Here is a 16637-nt window from a genome sequence, read left to right as displayed (position 1 = left end):
ACGTTGACCGAGATCCCCGAACACCTCCTGAAGCGGGCCAAGGCTGCCAAGGCCAAGGCGGCCGGCGAAGCGGCGGACACCGGTACCGACGATACGACCGCCACCGCTCCGGCCACCCCGGCCATCCCGGAGGCGACCGTTCCCGCCAACCCGGCGCCGGTGGTCGAGGCGCCACCTACCCCCATCGCCGCCTACGTGGCAGCGGCGCAGTCCCGTGGGAAGATCCCGTGGTGGGCGGCCGGCACCCTCCTGCTGCTCCCGATCTGGGCCATCTCGTACGTGGGCACCCTCGAGCGGCCACCACAGGAGGCCACCGGTGTCCTCGCCGCTGGAAGCCACGCCTACGAGGTCCGTTGCGCCAGTTGCCACGGCACCACCGGTGGGGGCGGCAGTGGTTATGCCCTAGCCGACGGCGAGGTGCTGGCCACCTTCCCGACCGCGGCGGCCCACATCATGTGGGTGGCCACCGGATCCGACGGCGTCGGCCTCGGCAACTCCTACGGCGCTCCTGGCCGGGGCCGCATCGTCGAGGGCGGCATGCCTGCCTGGGGCGACGTCCTCACCGCCGAGGAGTTGATCGGCGTGGTCCTCCACGAGCGTGTCCGACTAAGTGGCTCGGCCGAGGACGCCGAGTTGGCCGAAGCCATCGACGACGCCGTCCACGGTGGCGAGCTCGACCTGCATGGCCACCTAGATCCGGCGACGGTCACCGTCGACGAGATCCAGGTCCTGCTGGACTCCGTCGCCACCGACGGCGGGCACTGATCCATCGGCCCCGGCGGGGCCGACCGGAACTCCCCTTCTCCCGGCCGTAACGATGACCGACACGTCCCCAGGAGAGAGGGTCCACGACCTCCTGGTCATCGGCGGAGGCCCGGCCGGGGCGGCCACCGCCTACTGGGCCGCCACCCACGGCCTCGACACCGTCGTCGTCGAACGCAAGACCTTCCCGCGCGACAAGACCTGTGGTGACGGCCTGCCGCCGCGGGCTGTCCACGAGCTGGAGGAGATGGGGCTCGGCCCCGCCCTGGAGGGGTACCACCGCTTCGAGGGGCTGCGGGCCATCGCCCACGGCCGCACCATGGAGATGGCCTGGCCCGACCACCCCGTCTATCCCTCGTACGGGTACGTGGTGCGGCGCTGCGACCTCGACGGCTTCGTGGCCGACCACGCCGTGGGCGCAGGCGCCACCCTGCTGCAGGGCACCGAGGCGGTCCGGCCTGTGGACCCCCCAGCTGGTTCGGCGGCCGGCGCCATCGGCGGGGCCGTCGTGCTCGACAAGGCCAGCGGGACCGAACACGACCTGCGGGCCCGCCACGTCGTGGTGGCCGACGGAGCCAACTCCCGCTTCGGTCGTGCGATGGGCACGGTGCGGGACCGCACCTACCCGATGGGCATGGCCATCCGCGGCTACTTCGAGAGCCCCCTCCACGACGACCCCTGGATCGAGTCGTCGCTGGACGTCCGCGACCGGAACGGCAACGCCATGCCCGGGTACGGCTGGATCTTCCCGGTCGGCAACGGGACCGTCAACGTGGGCATCGGGCTGCTTTCGACCTTTCGTGACTACAGGTCGGTCAACACCAGCCACCTATTCGAGGAGTTCGCCCACACGCTGCCCGAGCACTGGCAGATAGATCCGACCCGACCAACCGCCCCGCCGACCGGTGGCCGCCTGCCCATGGCAGGTTCCGTCGGGCCCAAGGCCGGACCCAACTGGCTGGTGGTGGGCGATGCCGCCGGCGCCGTGAACCCGTTCAACGGCGAGGGCATCGACTACGCCTACGAGACCGGTCGCCTGGCCGCCGGCCTCATCGCAGAGGCAGCCGCACGCTGCGACGACGCCGTGCTGGCCCGCTACCCCGACCTGCTGAACGAGGAGTACGGCCTCTACTTCAAGGTGGCCCGCCTGTTCGCGAAGGTGATCGGCAACCCGACCTTGATCCGGGAGTTGACCCGGGTCGGCATGCGGTCCCAACCCCTCATGGAGTGGGCGCTCCGGGTGATGGCCAACCTCATGAGGGACGAGGACCGGGGCGCCGCCGAGGCGGCCTACTCGGCGATCTCCGGCATGGTCCGCCTGGTCCCCGACCGCCTTGTCGCCTCCTGAGCCACTGCTCATCCGGGCCGGACGTCGGGTCGGATGACCCACGGACGGCGATCTACCGGGGGAGAATGGCCGACGTGACCGGCTCGACGACCGAAACCGCCGCCTGGGCGGCCCTGGCCAGCCACCGCGACGGTGGCATCCCGTCGCTCAGGAACCTGTTCGCCGACAATCCCGACCGGGCCACCCGGCTGGGAGTCGAGGTGGGAGACCTCTGGATCGACCCGTCCCGCCAGCAGGTGACCGACGAGACCCTCGCCCTGCTGGCGGCGCTGGCCGAGGACCGGTCGGTGGCCACCATGCTGGCGCGCATGCTGGACGGCCAACCGGTCAACGCAACCGAGGGGCTCCCGGCGCTCCACACCGCCTTGCGTGCACCCCGCCACGAGGTGATCCAGGTGGATGGCGTCGACGTGGTACCCGGGGTGCACGCCACCCTGGACCGGATGTCCGACCTGGCGACCTCGATCCGGGACGGCAGCATGCGGGGAGCCACGGGACACCCGATAACCGCGGTGGTCAGCCTGGGCATAGGTGGCAGCCACCTGGGACCGGCGCTGGCAGCCGACGCCCTGGCCCACCTGGTGCATCCCGACCTCACGGTGCGCTTCTCCTCGAACCTGGACGGTGCCGACCTGGCCGCCGCACTCGCCGGGTTGAAGCCGGCCCACACGCTGGTGGTGGTGTGCTCCAAGTCGTTCACCACGGTCGAGACCCTCACGGCGGCCGAGAGCGCCCGCGCCTGGCTGGCCGACGGGCTCGGCAACGACCTGGCGGCAGGCCACCTGGTGGCCGTCACCGCGTACCCGGCCCGGGCTGCGGCCCTCGGCGTGGCCGCGGAGATGACCTTCGCCCTGCCCGAGTGGGTGGGCGGCCGGTTCTCGCTTCCGTCGGCGGTCGGGCTGGCGGTCATGGTGGCCATCGGGTCGTCGGCGTTCGCCGAGCTCCTGGCAGGCATGCGGCTCGTCGACGAACACGTAGCCAACTCCAAGACGCTGAGGAACGGACCGGTGCTGCTCGGGCTCATCGACGTCTGGAACCGGTCGTTCCTGGGACGCACGTCGATGGCCGTGGTGCCCTACGCCCACCGGCTCCGACTGCTGCCCCCCTACCTGCAGCAGCTCTCGATGGAGAGCCTCGGCAAGAGGGTCACCGACGACGGCCACGCTCTGGACGCTCCCAGCGGACCGGTGGTCTGGGGGGCACCCGGCACCGACGGACAGCACGCCTTCTTCCAGTGGCTGCACCAGGGCACCGACGTGGTGCCGTGCGACCTGATCGGCGTGGCCCGACCCGTCGAGGACCCGCGTGGCGCCCACCAGGACCTGTTGCTGGCCAACCTGGCCGCCCAGGCCGAGGCCCTGGCATTCGGAAGGACGAGCCATGAGGCGGCGTCCGCCGGCGTTCCACCGGCCCTGGTCCCGCATCGCACCTTTCCCGGTGACCGGCCATCGACGACCATCCTGGTACCCGAGCTCACCCCGTCGGCGGTGGGCCAGTTGCTGGCCACCTACGAGCACCGGACGATCGCCGCGGGTGCCGTCTGGGGCATAGACCCGTTCGACCAGTGGGGGGTGGAGTTGGGCAAGGAACTGGCCGCCCGCATCGCCGGTGACCTGGCAGGTGACGGGGCCCATGACAGCTCGACGGCCGAACTGCTCCGTCGCTACCGCGCCCTACGCGGGTCCTGACCAGTCGGGCCTCAGGCCAGCTCGGCAGCCACCATGACGGCAGCCTCCGCAGCGATGGAAATCGTCTCGTCGATGACCGCTTCGGTGTGGGCGAGGCTCGGGAACAGGGCCTCGTAGGCGCCGGGGGCCAGCGCCACCCCCCGCTCCAGGAGGGCGTGGAAGACCTTCGGGTAGATGCCGTTGTCAGCCAGCGCCTTCGCCTCGTCGAAGTCGGTTGGAGCAACGTCGCCGAAGAAGCAGCCCAGCAGCGAACCCACCCGGGGCAGCACGGCGTCGAGGCCGGCTCCGCTGAAGGCGAACGCCAGCCCGTCGGCCAGGCGCGCCGACTTGGCGGTCAGCCGGTCGAAGGCACCGTCGTCGAGCAACTCGAGCGTGGCACGACCGGCGGCCATGGCCAGAGGGTTGCCCGACAGGGTGCCGCCCTGGTACACGCCGCCCAGCGGGGCCAGGCACTCCATGACGTCCCAGCGGCCGCCGAAGGCGCCGACCGGCAGGCCGCCGCCGATGACCTTGCCGAAGCACCACAGGTCGGGGGTCACCCCGAACCACCCTGTCGCCCCTCCGCGGGCAAGGCGGAACCCGGTGATGACCTCGTCGAAGACGAGCAGCGCCCCGGAGGCGTCGCAGGCCGCCCGGAGGCCCTCGAGGAAGCCGGACGCCGGCGCGACGAGGCCCATGTTTGCAGCCACCGGTTCCACGATCACAGCGGCGATGGTGTCGTCCAGTTCGGGTACCACGTTGTACGGGGCGACGATGGTGTCGGCGACGGCGCCGACTGTGACGCCGTCGCACCCGGTCAGGCCCTGGTTGGCCACCCCGCTGCCGCCCGCGGCCAGCAGAGCGTCGCCGTGCCCGTGGTAGCAGCCGGCGAACTTCACGATCCCCGGGCGACCGGTGGCGCCCCGCGCCAGGCGCACGGCCGACATGGTGGCCTCCGTACCCGACGACACGAACCGGACGGATTCGAGGCCGGCGACGCGGTCCACGACCATCTCGGCCATCACCACCTCGGCCTCGGTCGGGGCACCGTAGCTGGTGCCCCTGGAGGCGGCCACCGAGATGGCCTCCAGGACCGCCGGATGGGCGTGGCCGAGTATCCCGGGCCCGTAGGACTGCACGTAGTCGATGTAGCGGCGGCCGTCGGCGTCCCACACGTAGGGACCGTCCGACCGTGAGACGAAGTAGGGCGTGCCGCCCACCGACCCGAAGGCCCGGACCGGCGAGTTGACCCCGCCGGGGATGACCCGCTGCGCCCGTTCGAAAAGCGTCCGGTTGGCTTCGGTCACCGGAGGTTCAACCCTGCAGGAGCTCGGCGGCACGCCGGGCCAGGTAGGTGAGGATGAAGTCGGCACCGGCCCGTCGGATGGAGAGCAGGTGCTCCATTCCCACGGCGTCGCCGTCCAGCCAGCCGTTGGCCGCCGCCGCCTCGACCATCGCGTACTCGCCGCTCACGTGGTAGGCGGCGAGAGGTACGTCGACGGCCGCTCGGGCCTCGGCGATGACGTCCAGATAGGCCAACGCCGGCTTGACCATCACCATGTCGGCACCCTCGTCGAGGTCGGCCATGATCTCGACGATCGCCTCCCGGGCGTTGGGCGGATCCTGCTGGTAGCCCCTGCGATCGCCACCGCCCACGATCTGGACGTCCACCGCATCGCGGAACGGGCCGTAGAGGGCCGAGGCGTACTTGGCGGCGTACGCCAGGATCACCGTGTCGGGGTGTCCGGCATCGTCCAGGGCGGCCCGGATGGCGGCCACCTGGCCGTCCATCATCCCGGAGGGGGCTGTCACGTCGGCCCCGGCTGCAGCCTGGGCGACGGCGACCCTCCCGTAGAGCTCGAGGGTGGCGTCGTTGTCGACCGAACCGTGGCCGTCCAGCACGCCACAGTGGCCGTGGTCCGTGTACTCGTCGACACACAGGTCGGCCATGAGGACCACGTCGTCGCCCACCTCGTCGCGGAGGTCCCGCAGAGCCACCTGGACCACGCCGTCGGGGTTCCAGGCCTCGGAGCCGACGGCGTCCTTCTCCTCGGGGATACCGAAGAGGATCACGGCCGGGACGCCTAGGTCCCGCAGGGCGGACACCTCGGCACGCAGGCTGGACCGGGTGTGCTGCACGACGCCCGGAAGGGAGGCCACAGGCTGTGGCTCGTCAATGCCCTCCCGCACGAAGAGGGGCGCCACCAGGTCGTCGACCGAGAGGCGGGTCTCGGCCACCAGGCGGCGCAGGGCGGCGGTGCGGCGCAGGCGACGGGGTCGCGAGGCGGGAAAGCTCACCGCACGAGCCTACGGAGGTCAGGTCGTGGGCGGCGATGCCGCTGCCCAGGCGACCACGGCGTCCAGGAGGCCTGCGACCGAGTGGGGGGCGGCCTCCACGACGGCGAAGCCTAATTCCCGGGCCGCTGCAGCGCTGATCGGCCCTATGCAGGCGGCGGCCAGGGGCAGGTTGGCCCCGGCCAGCTCGTGGTAGCGCCTGACCGTCGATTCTGCGGTGAAGGTCACCAGGTGGGCGGACCGGGCCCGAACGAGCACGGCCGGGTCCACGACCGGCACCACGTTGCGGTAGGCCGCGACCACCTCGACCTCCCAACCGGCGGCCGAGAGGCCTTCGGGCAGCACGTCGCGGGCCACCTCTGCGCGGGCGAGCAGGACCCGGCCGCCGGATTCCGGGGGAGACGGGAACTCCTCGAGCAGGCCCTCGGCCACGGCACGGCCCGGCACCAGGTCCACCAGCCGGCCGGACGCGGCCAAGGGCGCTGCCGTCTTCGGTCCCACCGCGGCGAGGCGGGCTGTGGTGGGACCCGCCAGCAGGTCGACGACACGCCGGGAGCCGTTTGGCGAGGTGACGACGATCCAGTCGTACCGGTCGGCCGAGGCCAGGGCGCCGGCCAGAGCGGCGCCTCCATCGGACGGCTCGACGATTGCGATCACCGGGAGCTCGACCACCTCGGCTCCCAGCTCGGCCAGGGCACCGGCGAGGGTGCCGACCTGGTCAGTGGCCCGGGTGACGACCACCGTCCGACCGACCAGCGGACTCACGCCGACTCCAGGAGTGCCGACCCGCCACGCTCGTCGAGGAGGTGGCGGGCCAGCGCCCGGCCCAGGTCCGGCCCGTCGGCGGAGCGCTGCTCGCCGCGCAGGAGCACGGCGCCGTCGGGTGACGAGATGGCGCCGGCCAGGAGCACCTCGTCGCCGTCCAGCACCGCGTGGGCGGCGATCGGGAGGTCGCAGCCCGCCCCCAGCTCGGCGAGAAATGCCCGCTCGGCGTCGACGGTTCGACGGGCCGCAGCATCCTCGACGGCCGCCAACAGGTCACGGACCTCTTCGTCGTGGGTCCGGCACTCGACGGCAAGGGCGCCCTGGGCCACCTGGGGTAGCAGGATCGCCGGATCCAGGCGGTCCACGACGTCGGGTTCGATGCCCAGGCGGTCCAGGGCGGCGGCGGCCATGACGATGGCGTCGAACCCGGCTGCCTTCTCCAGACGGGTCCCTATGTTGCCCCGCAGCCCGCTGAACACGAGGTCCGGCCGAAGGTGTGCCAGGTGTGCCCTGCGCCGTATCGAACCGGTGGCGACAGTGGCCCCATTGGCCAGGTCGGCCCATCGACATCCCACCAGTGCGTCACGGGGATCGGCCCGCTCTGGTACCGCCGCCAGCACGAGGCCCTCCGGGGTGAGGGCCGGGAGGTCCTTGGCGGAGTGGACCGAGATGTCGGCACGTCCGTCGAGCACCGCGGCCTGGACCTCCTTCACGAAGACGCCCTGGCCGCCCATCTGCTCGAGCGGCGTGGTCCGGTCCAGGTCACCGGTGGTCTCGACCACCACCACCTCGACGGTCACGTCGGGGCGCACGGAGGCGAGGAGCCGGGCCAGGTGGTCGGTCTGCCAGCGGGCCAGGGCGCTTCCGCGGGTGGCGGCCCGGATCCGCACGGCCGTCGCCCGGGCCTAGAGGTCGAAGAGGTCGCGCAGGGCCTCAGCCAGGCGCTCGCCGCGAACGGTGCCGGCGGCGCCCTTCATGCGCACCGTCGGCTCGTGCAGGAGCTTGCCCACGATGCCTGCGGCGAGGGCCTCGACGGCCTCACGTTGGCGGTCGTCGAGGTCTCCGAGTCGGGCTGCGAGTCGCTCCAACTCGCCCGACCGGACGAAGTCGCCGCGTGAACGGAGGCTGGCCACCAGCGGAGCCACCGATCGGGCCGTGGACTCGTTGACGTAGCGATCCAGCTCGGCGTCCACGATGGCCTGGACCGCCGTCACCTCGCGCTGGCGCTCCCGGATGCCCACCTCGGCAAATTCCCGCAGATCGTCCATGTCGAGGAGGGTCACGCCCTCGATCTCACCGGCCGCCGGGTCGACGTCCCTGGGCACCGCTATGTCGACGACCAGCAGCTCACGGCCATGGCGCTCGCCGACCACGGAGGCCAGGTCGCCGTGCTCGAGGATCACTGCCGAGGCACCGGTGGAGGTGAGCAGCACGTCGACCTCCGCCAGGTGGTGGGGCAAGTCGTCCAGGCGCACCGGGACGCCGCCCAGGCGCTCTGCCACCTCAACGGCTCGGTCCCAGGTGCGGTTGGCCACCCGGATGCCCGCCACGCCGCCGCTGTGGAGGGCGCGGGCCAGGCCCTCGCCCATCTCACCGGCACCGACGACCAGGACCTGTCGACCCTCCAGGCCACCCAGGCGATCGGTGGCCATGGCCACGGCGGCCTGCGAGACCGAGGTGATGTTGCGGGAGATGGCCGTCTCGGTCCGGACCCGCTTGCCGACCTCGAGGGCGTGGCGGAACAGCGGGTTCAGGACGGGGCCGACCGCGCCCTCCGCGGACGACACCTCCCAGGCGGTTCGGACCTGGCCGAGGATCTCGTGCTCACCCAGTACGGCCGAGTCCAGGCCCGAGGCCACGGAGAAGAGGTGACGGGCCGCGTCGCCGTCGTAGAGGCTGGTCAGGTGGTCGGAGAACTCCTCGGGCGCCACATGGGACACCTCGGCGAAGAAGTTGCGGATGTCCTGATAGGCACCGTGGAACTTCTCGGCGAAGGCGTAGACCTCGATCCGGTTACAGGTCGACAGCACGACGGCCTCGGTGACGTGCTCGCGCGACGTGAGGTCAGCAAGCGCCTTGGGCAGGAGCGACGACGGCACCGTCATGCGCTCAAGCAGGTCGAGCGGCACGGTGCGATGGTTCAGGCCTACGACGACGACCGACAAAGGCCGACACTCCTTCTTCTCCGACTACCCGGCCCGGGGGCCGGACCGCCGTTTGTGGGGCGACTGGGCGGAGCGACAGTGCCCCGTTCCCGGGCTCCAGCATTCCCTATGCCGGGTGTCCTTTCCAACCCGTTGCGCCGACATGACAGGACCCGGCATTCCACGTCCGGCACCTAGCCCGTGGCCCTGTCGGAGCCGAGGCCGACCGTGGCCCGGTGGTGCTGGTGGTACCCGAGTATCTGGAGCTCGGTTGCCAGGTCCACCTGGCGGAGGTCGACCCGGTCGGGCACGGTCACCACCGTCGGGGCGAAGTTCAGGATCGAGCTGACTCCGGAGGCCACCAGTCGGTCGACGGCCCCCTGGGCGGCAGCCGCCGGGGTGGCCACTATGCCGATTGTGCACCCGGTCTCGTCCACCAGTCCGGCCAGTTCGTGGACGGACCGGACGACCTTGCCGGCGATCCGCCTACCCACGACCGTGGGGTCGGCGTCGACCAGGCCGGCCACGGGGAAGCCCCCGGCCACGAAGCCGTCATACCGGCTGAGGGCCCGCCCCAGGTTGCCGACGCCGACGATGACCACCGGGCTGGGGACGCCGCCGCCCAGCGCCACGCTGATCTCACCGATGAGGTGGTCGACGTCGTAGCCCACGCCCCGCGTGCCATGGGCGTGCAGGTAGGACATGTCCTTTCGTACGTTGGCGGCGTTCACGCCGGCCCGGGCGGCGAGGCCGACGGAAGACACGGTGGCCACGTCGTCGTCGGACAACTCGACCAGGCCCCGCAGGTAGACGGGGAGGCGTGCGACGGTGGCGTCCGGAATCGGCTCGTTCTGCCTCGACCCAGCGGCGTTCGTCACGCCCCCAAACTAGACGCTTGTGCACCGTTTCACATGCCAGGTTCCCGCGCCCGCAGGCGCGGGGCTGCAGTAGGGCCGACCCTCGGGCTGTCGATGGTCGCCGATAGGCCAATACCGTGCCTTCCGTGACGCACCAGATCGCCATGGCCGCGGCGGCCACCCTCGTGTCGGTGGCCTTCGCCGCCACGGTCTTCGAACGCTGGTTGGACCGGCGACGCCCCCAGGACCTTGCCTGGTCCGCATCGCTCGGACTCTTCGCCGCGGGTGCCGCCTCGCTCTGGTGGGGGGCGTCGGCCGGTTGGTCGGCGAGGCCATTCCGGTTCTTCTACGCCTTCGGGGCCGTACTGAACGTGCCGATCCTGGCGCTGGGAACCGTGTACCTGCTGGTCGCTCGACCCAGGGCGGACCGGATCGCCTGGGCCACCGTCGTGGTCGGCGCCTTCGCCGCCGGGGTGGTGGTGGCCTCACCGATCGAAGGCACGTTCGTCGCCGACGTCCTCCCCCGCGGCAGCGACGTCTTCGGCCCCGGCCCGCGGGTCGCCGCAGCGGTCGCCTCGTCGACCGGGGCGCTGGTCGTGATCATCGGATCGACCTGGTCGATGGTCCGCCTACTGCGGATCGGCACGGGAACGGCCCGACGGGGAGCATTAGGCAACGGCCTGATCGTGGCCGGCGCCCTCGTGCTGAGCTGGGGCGGGCTGCTCAACTCCGTCCTCGACGAGATGACCGGGTTCGCCGTCTCGCTGCTGGTCGGGATCTCGCTGATCTTCGCCGGGGCCATGGTGGCCACCGGCAGCCAGTCGACAGGTTGAGGCTGGCCTTAGCCGTTCAGTCGACGAGCAGGACGAACTGGACCACGGCGGCACCCAGGATGGCCGCCAGCAGGATCGCCGTGACGATGGTGGTGCCGAGGCGCATCAGGTTCCTTCCGGATCGTCCGAGGCAGATCGCCCACCCAGCGCGACCCTCGTGGTCACGCCGGGATCGTCGCCAGCCGGCCCGAGAACCACGGCACCGCCGGCACCGATCCCCAGGTCGGCGGCCGCGGACGCCCGTGCCACCACGAGGGAGACCATGCCCCAGGAGTCGACAAGCACGCCAAGGCCACCGGTGGGCACGTCGTCGTAGGCCGACACCCGCTGGGCAGGAAGAACCCGGTCGGCGACCCGTACCCTGTACCGGTCGCCGGCTTCCAGGGCGTCGAGTTCCCCGGGGTCCACGTTCAGCTGCAGGTTGCCGAAGCGGTCCACCCACAGCACCTCGGCGTGCAGGCCGTCGGACTCGACCGCGGCCACCGGCAGTACGCCGGGGAGCAGGCCCGCCGGCTGGATCGGATCGCCCATCTCGCCCAGGTCCACCCCGGTGGCCAGGTGGGCGGCGACCGGAGCGAAGACGTCGCGTCCGTCGAAGGTGGACCCCGGCGCTGGGAGGTGCCATGCCGGATCGGTCAACGACACCGCCCTGTCGGCCCCGCCCACCATGGCCACCGCCGGAGCCAGCAGGCCGTTGTCGGGCCCGACCAGGACCGACTCACCACCACCGACCTCCACGGCCACCGCCCGGCGGTCGGTACCGACGCCCGGGTCGACCACGGCCAGCACCACACCGGGGCACAGGTACTGGGCGCTGCGCGCCAGGGCCAGGCCACCCGCACGGACGTCGTGGGCACCGATCCCGTGGGTAATGTCGACCACGTGGACATGGGGAGCGATGCCCCGGACCACGGAGTGGACGACACCGACGAACTCGTCGTCGGCGCCGTAGTCCGACAGGAACGAAATCGTGTCGTAGCGCCGGCCCACGATCAGCCGGCGCCCAGCTGGCGTGAGCGTTCGGTTGCCGCGGCGACCACATCGCTCACCAGTTGGCGGAAGCCACCGGCCTCGAACACCGCCAGGCCGGCCGCCGTGGTACCGCCCGCCGACGTGACGTTCTCCCGCAGGGTCGCCGCCGGGTCGTCGGAACGACTCAGCAGGGTGGCCGCTCCCAGCAGGGTCTGTTCGGTGAGGGCAACCGCCACCTCCCTGGGCAGCCCCTCGGCCTCGCCGGCATCCATCAGGGCCTCGGCCAGGAGGAACACGTAGGCGGGGCCGGAACCCGAGAGCCCGGTGACCGCATCGAGGAGGGCTTCGGGGACCACGACCACCTCGCCGACCGCCGAGAGGATCCCGACAGCCCACTCGATGTCCTCGTCGCTGGCGGCCCGTCCGCCGGCCACGGCTGCGGCACCCTCCCCGACCAGTGACGGGGTGTTGGGCATGACCCGGACCACTGGGACGCCCTCGCCGATGACCGCCTCGATGGCACCAGTCCTGACGCCGGCGGCGATGGATACGACCCGGGGCACTCCGAGGACGGCCAGACCGGCGCACACGTCGGCGACCACGTGGGGCTTGACGGCGACGAGGGTGTCGACGCCGGCGAGGGCGGTGTCATCGCACGAGACACCGGGTAGAGACCCGGCCAGCACGCTGCGGCGGCCGGCGTCGGGTTCGACCACGTGGAGTTCACCGGCAGCCGCCCAACCGTCGGCCACCAGGCCGCTGAGCAGCGCCTCGCCCATCTTCCCGCCGCCGATCACCTGGAGTCTCGTGGCCACGGGCTGAACCTACAGGCTGGTGTCGGCCGACGGCCGGGCCTCCGGCAACACCCGTGAGGTGCCGACGGCCACTGCGACACCGGCCACCAGCACCCCTGCGCCGACCAGGACCGCCCCGGTGGACCAGAGGCCGATGGCCAACCCGACGGCCAGCGGGCCGGCGGTCTGGCCCATCCGGAGGGCGCTGACCCACAGCGCCAGGATGACCCCCCGGAGGTGCTCGGGCGCCCGTTCGGCGACAAGGTCCTGGAGGGTCGGGATGGTGATCCCCTCGGCCAACCCATAGACCGCCGCGGCGGCCACCAGGAGCCAGAGGGAGCCGATGCCCATGGCCACAAACGTGGCGCCGAACACGCCGAGGCCGACCGCCACCATGACCCCGGCGGACATCCGCACCCGGAACCAGGTGACCACCAGCGCGGTGGCCGTCGAGGTCACGGCTGGAACCGCGGCCACCAGCCCCCGCTGGGTCGGCCCGAGGCCGAAGACCTCGTGGAGGTGGATAGGGATGAGGGTGAGGAACACGCCGAACATGACGAAGAACGTCAGCGACCCGAGCCCGATGACCATTGCGTTGGCGGGAATCGAAACTTCTGCGAGGGCCTCGCGCAGACGGCGCATTACCGGATCCGGTCGGGCCTCCCACGGGTCGTGGAGGGACCGGGCCACCACGGCTCCCGCCACCACGGCCATCCCGTAGTAGGCGAAGTTCCAGCGCCATCCGAACAGGTCAGTGGTGGCGCCGCCCAGGAATGGGAAGACGGCCAGGAAGGCGGTGATGACGGCCGAGTTCTGACCCAGGAGGCGGGCCCGCTCCATACCGGACCAGTTGTCGGTGATCAGGACCACCACGAGGTTGATGAGGCCAGCCGACCCGAGCCCCTGGACCACCCGGATGGCGAGCAGCCACTCCAACGACGGGCTGAAGCCGCCGAGGGTGCCGACGGCCCCGAACACCAGCAGGCAGGGAACGAGGACGCGCTTGCGTCCGTACCGGTCGGCCAGGAACCCGATGGCCGGGGCCGCCACGATCCCGGTGACCGTGCCGGCGGCGATCAGCATCCCGGCACGTTCGACCGGTTCGCCGAACGACTCGAGGATCTCCGGCGTGGAGCTCATCAGAACCGAGTTGTTGAGCAGCGCCATCGCCGTGACGGAGAAGACCAGCAGCCGAGACGGCGGCCCAGTCCGGATGGGGGTCAACGGGGGGGCGGGACCGGACGCGACAGGTCCGGCGGCCATGTCGTCGGAGAAATCACTTCCCCGATCGAACCCCGACGATCCGGCCGCCGGACCCGCGGAGCACGATATAGCCAAAGGTAATGAAAGTCCACTAGGAACCCCCGTGGGCGCGGGGAAGGCCGCCAACCCTGCTGGCGAAGCCGATGCGGAGCGCCGACCGGAAGCACCGTTCGACGGCCGTCCACACGGTGCCCAGGAGCCGGTCCAGCTCGGCGGCGTCCACCGTGGAGGCCGGCACGGCCCCGACGAGCAGCACGGCGTCCTCCTCGCCGACGCAGAACGCCGCCCCGACCAGGCTCGAGTTGCGCTTCAGGAGGTGCTGGTGGAAGGCCCCGTGATTCTCCTCCGGGGAGGGCATGACATAGGTCTCGTGGTGGAGCATCCGCTGCCGGAGGGTGAACCGGATGGTGGAAGTGTCCTTCTCCTCGCCCACGACGCGGGCGAACCACCGTCGCTCCATCGGTCCGGCATCCGGATCCCGTTCGACCGCCTCCAGGATCGGATTCTCCTCCAACGTCCTGGCGAACCAGGCGTCGACGACCGCCCCGAGGGCATCCAGCTCGTCGGGGCCGAGCGGCGGTGGGTCGACGGACAACGTCAGGCGCAGTCCACGAGCACTCGGGATGAGAGGTCGTCGCAGATCCGTCGGAGCCGCGCCGCTGTGGCCGACCAGGTGTACGACCACGACCGTTCGGTGGCCGCCGTCGACATGTGCGAGGCGGCGATCGGGTCGTCCAGGATCTCGGCCACGTGGGCGGCGTATATCGACGGGTCGCGCCCGTCCACCAGGTAGCCGGTCCGCCCGTGCTCGACCAGCGTCCGGAGGCCACCCACTGCGGCCGCGACCACGGGGATTCCACACGCCGCCGCCTCCAGTGCCACCAGCCCGAACGACTCGGACCGGCTGGGCATGACCACCACGTCGGATGCCTGGTACCAGTAGGCGAGGCAGTGGTGGGGTTGCGGGGGGACGAACCGGACTCGGTCGGCCACGCCGTGGGACTCGGCGACCTCGCGGAGGCGCCGCTCCTCGGCATTGCCGTTGGACCCGCTGGCGCCACCGACCACCACGAGGCGAGCGTCGGATCGGCCCAGGTCGGCCAGCGTCCTGACGGCGACGTCGACCCCCTTGAGGGGCTGGATCCGACCTGCGAACAACAGGACCGGTCCATCGCCCAGCCCGGTGGCACGACGGGCGACGGCCTGAGAACCCGGGGTGAAGAAGGCGTGGTCGACCCCCGGTGGGACGACCTCGATCCGGGACGGTTCGGCGCCGTACAACTCGACGAGCTGCCGGACCTCCTCGGCGCTGTTGGCCAACATGACGTCGGAACAGCCCACCACCTCGGACTCGGCCCTTATCCGCCTAAGGGGCTCCGAATCGCCGGTCTCGGCCTTGACGCGGGCCAGGGTGTGGAAGGTCGTGGCGAGCGGAAGGCCCAGCTCGTGCTTCAGGCGGTGCCCCGCCACCCCGCTCAGCCAGTAGTTGGCGAGGATCCCGTCATGGCCGGGATGGGCGTCCAGGTAGGCGGCCACGCCGTCGGCGAAATCGTCCACAACGGCGGGCAGGTCCTCCTTGGAGAGGTCGTGGGCACCGGCATCGATGTGCACCACCCGGAAGCCGGGCTCCACGTCCACGACCGTCGCCGTGTCCGGGTCCACCCGGCGGGTGAAGACGGTGGACCGACCACCGGCCTGGGACAGGGCGGAGGCCAGCTCGCGGACGTACACGTTCATGCCGCCGCCGTCGCCGGAGCCGGGCTGGACCAGCGGGGAGGTGTGCAGGGAGAGGACCGCGAGGCGACGCACGGTTCAGCCCCCCGAGACCGGCGGCAACAGGGCCACCTCGTCGTCGTCGGTCACGGCATCGGTGGCCGAGGTGGACTCGCCGTTCAACCAGACCCGGCAGGTTGCGGCCACCGCGGCGAACCCGTCGCCGAACTTCTCATCGGCCGCCACGAGCACGTCGCCCACCGTCTCACCGGGCACGGTGACGCTTCCGGTTCCGGCGGCGACCCGGACCGAGGCGAACAGGCGCAGCAGGACCATCGGGTCAGTGTAGGTAGGAGGTCCGCCGAGTCCGAAGGTCGGGCGCCGGGTCGGGGAAGGGGTCGTCGGTCACGCCGCACCGCTACGGTCGGCGCCCATGACCCGCCTGCTCGTCGTCCGCCACGGCCAGTCGGAGTGGAACGCCACGGGTCGCTGGCAGGGCCGGGCCGATCCACCGCTTACCGACGAGGGCCGTCGCCAATCCACAGCGGCGACGGGCGCGCTCGGATCCTTCGACGCCGTGGTGGCCTCCCCACTGCTCCGAGCCGTCGAGACGGCGACCATCATCGCCGAGCGCCTGGGCATCGGACCCGTGCCCACCGATCCTGACCTCATGGAACGCGACGCAGGGGAATGGCAGGGGCTGACCCGCGTGCAGATCCAGGAGCAGTGGCCGGGCTACCTGGAGAACGGTCGCCGACCACCCGGCTACGAACCCGACGACGCCATGCTGGCCCGGGTCCGCTCGGGGCTGAACCGGATCGCCGGGCGGATGGGTGACGGTGATGTGCTCGTCATATCGCACGGCGGCGTGGTGTACGCGCTGGAGGACGCCTGCGGGGAGCCGTGGCGGCGTATCCCCAACCTCGGCGCCCGCTGGTTCGAGGTGTCCGGTCCCGACCTGATCGCCGGGCCCCGGGTGGACCTGGTGCCGGACGGGACCATCCCCGACCTGCTCTAGTCCGGCGCCTCGGACGATTCCTCGTCGAGCCTCGCGGCCACTGCCTCGTAGCCATCCAGGTCACCGCCGTCGACCCGCTCCATGGCCACCTCGATTGCCGCCAGGTCGGCCTCCAGTGCATCCAGTTCGGCGTCGTCGATGTCGGAGGCGTCCACCGGGGCCGATGGTGGCTCCTCGATGGTCGGATCGCTGTTCGGGTCCGTCAC

At 71.5% G+C, this 16637-nt stretch carries 18 protein-coding genes; 5 read left to right on the top strand and 13 right to left on the bottom strand.

The genetic code is table 11. The annotated features are described in order from the left end of the window. Positions 1-3 precede the first annotated feature (3 nt). The 3 genes from MK177_00315 to pgi all read left to right on the top strand — a co-directional run bounded on the left by MK177_00315 (position 4) and on the right by pgi (position 3798). A complete protein-coding gene (locus tag MK177_00315; protein MCH2425763.1) occupies positions 4-765 on the top strand; it encodes a c-type cytochrome in 762 nt (253 codons plus the stop codon). Positions 766-817: 52 nt separating this feature from the next. Continuing rightward, a complete protein-coding gene (locus tag MK177_00310) occupies positions 818-2110 on the top strand; it encodes a geranylgeranyl reductase family protein (GenBank protein MCH2425762.1) in 1293 nt (430 codons plus the stop codon). 65 nt (positions 2111-2175) lie between these two features. Next, entirely contained in the window at positions 2176-3798 is a 1623-nt protein-coding gene (gene pgi / locus MK177_00305; protein ID MCH2425761.1) for a glucose-6-phosphate isomerase, read from the top strand. A gap of 11 nt (positions 3799-3809) precedes the next feature. On the opposite strand, the gene hemL is transcribed toward pgi, so the two are convergent. The 6 genes from hemL to MK177_00275 all read right to left on the bottom strand — a co-directional run bounded on the left by hemL (position 3810) and on the right by MK177_00275 (position 9859). After that, complete coding sequence (hemL, locus tag MK177_00300) at positions 3810-5084, bottom strand: glutamate-1-semialdehyde 2,1-aminomutase (protein MCH2425760.1); 1275 nt, start codon at positions 5082-5084, stop codon at positions 3810-3812. Between the two features lie 7 nt (positions 5085-5091). Beyond that, complete coding sequence (gene hemB / locus MK177_00295; protein ID MCH2425759.1) at positions 5092-6075, bottom strand: porphobilinogen synthase; 984 nt, start codon at positions 6073-6075, stop codon at positions 5092-5094. A gap of 18 nt (positions 6076-6093) precedes the next feature. Beyond that, a complete protein-coding gene (locus tag MK177_00290) occupies positions 6094-6837 on the bottom strand; it encodes a uroporphyrinogen-III synthase (protein ID MCH2425758.1) in 744 nt (247 codons plus the stop codon). Beyond that, positions 6834-7727: a hydroxymethylbilane synthase gene (gene hemC, locus MK177_00285; GenBank protein MCH2425757.1), complete on the bottom strand. Its 894-nt coding sequence runs from the start codon at positions 7725-7727 to the stop codon at positions 6834-6836. Before hemC ends, MK177_00290 begins: the two co-directional genes overlap by 4 nt. Before the next feature lie 15 nt (positions 7728-7742). After that, positions 7743-8966 (bottom strand): glutamyl-tRNA reductase, encoded by a 1224-nt coding sequence (gene hemA / locus MK177_00280; GenBank protein ID MCH2425756.1) that lies wholly within the window; start codon positions 8964-8966, stop codon positions 7743-7745. Between the two features lie 209 nt (positions 8967-9175). Next, positions 9176-9859 carry a redox-sensing transcriptional repressor Rex gene (locus tag MK177_00275; GenBank protein ID MCH2425755.1) on the bottom strand — a complete coding sequence of 228 codons (684 nt, stop codon included), beginning with the start codon at positions 9857-9859 and terminating at the stop codon, positions 9176-9178. 125 nt (positions 9860-9984) lie between these two features. Between MK177_00275 and MK177_00270 the strand changes: the two genes are divergently transcribed. After that, positions 9985-10671 (top strand): hypothetical protein, encoded by a 687-nt coding sequence (locus tag MK177_00270; protein ID MCH2425754.1) that lies wholly within the window; start codon positions 9985-9987, stop codon positions 10669-10671. A 105-nt stretch (positions 10672-10776) separates the two neighbouring features. On the opposite strand, the gene MK177_00265 is transcribed toward MK177_00270, so the two are convergent. The 6 genes from MK177_00265 to MK177_00240 form a co-directional block, all read right to left on the bottom strand. Continuing rightward, complete coding sequence (locus MK177_00265; GenBank protein MCH2425753.1) at positions 10777-11661, bottom strand: SAM-dependent chlorinase/fluorinase; 885 nt, start codon at positions 11659-11661, stop codon at positions 10777-10779. A gap of 2 nt (positions 11662-11663) precedes the next feature. Next, the gene (gene proC, locus MK177_00260; GenBank protein ID MCH2425752.1) at positions 11664-12458 is read right to left on the bottom strand and encodes a pyrroline-5-carboxylate reductase; all 795 of its coding nucleotides are present in this window, start codon (positions 12456-12458) and stop codon (positions 11664-11666) included. Positions 12459-12467: 9 nt separating this feature from the next. Continuing rightward, the gene (locus MK177_00255) at positions 12468-13604 is read right to left on the bottom strand and encodes an MFS transporter (GenBank protein ID MCH2425751.1); all 1137 of its coding nucleotides are present in this window, start codon (positions 13602-13604) and stop codon (positions 12468-12470) included. A gap of 187 nt (positions 13605-13791) precedes the next feature. Continuing rightward, complete coding sequence (locus tag MK177_00250) at positions 13792-14295, bottom strand: YbjN domain-containing protein (protein ID MCH2425750.1); 504 nt, start codon at positions 14293-14295, stop codon at positions 13792-13794. Between the two features lie 2 nt (positions 14296-14297). Beyond that, entirely contained in the window at positions 14298-15509 is a 1212-nt protein-coding gene (locus MK177_00245) for a glycosyltransferase (protein ID MCH2425749.1), read from the bottom strand. A gap of 3 nt (positions 15510-15512) precedes the next feature. Further along, a complete protein-coding gene (locus MK177_00240) occupies positions 15513-15749 on the bottom strand; it encodes a MoaD/ThiS family protein (GenBank protein ID MCH2425748.1) in 237 nt (78 codons plus the stop codon). A 97-nt stretch (positions 15750-15846) separates the two neighbouring features. Here MK177_00240 and MK177_00235 point away from each other — a divergent pair, with 97 nt between their 5' ends. Beyond that, a complete protein-coding gene (locus tag MK177_00235; GenBank protein MCH2425747.1) occupies positions 15847-16431 on the top strand; it encodes a histidine phosphatase family protein in 585 nt (194 codons plus the stop codon). Here MK177_00235 and MK177_00230 read toward each other — a convergent pair. Continuing rightward, the gene (locus MK177_00230) at positions 16428-16637 is read right to left on the bottom strand and encodes a hypothetical protein (GenBank protein ID MCH2425746.1); all 210 of its coding nucleotides are present in this window, start codon (positions 16635-16637) and stop codon (positions 16428-16430) included. The two genes, MK177_00235 and MK177_00230, sit on opposite strands and share 4 nt — an antisense overlap.

The sequence above is a fragment of the Acidimicrobiales bacterium genome, assembly GCA_022452145.1.
Lineage (GTDB): Bacteria > Actinomycetota > Acidimicrobiia > Acidimicrobiales > MedAcidi-G1 > UBA9410.
This window is presented reverse-complemented; position numbering and strand designations above follow the sequence as displayed.

Excerpts from the sequence above, each read along its gene's own strand:
- MK177_00310 (MCH2425762.1), top strand. The coding sequence starts at position 818 with ATGACCGACACGTCCCCAGGAGAGAGGGTCCACGACCTCCTGGTCATC.
- pgi (MCH2425761.1), top strand. The coding sequence starts at position 2,176 with ATGGCCGACGTGACCGGCTCGACGACCGAAACCGCCGCCTGGGCGGCC.
- MK177_00255 (MCH2425751.1), bottom strand. The coding sequence starts at position 13,604 with ATGGCGCTGCTCAACAACTCGGTTCTGATGAGCTCCACGCCGGAGATC.
- MK177_00240 (MCH2425748.1), bottom strand. The coding sequence starts at position 15,749 with ATGGTCCTGCTGCGCCTGTTCGCCTCGGTCCGGGTCGCCGCCGGAACC.
- MK177_00235 (MCH2425747.1), top strand. The coding sequence starts at position 15,847 with ATGACCCGCCTGCTCGTCGTCCGCCACGGCCAGTCGGAGTGGAACGCC.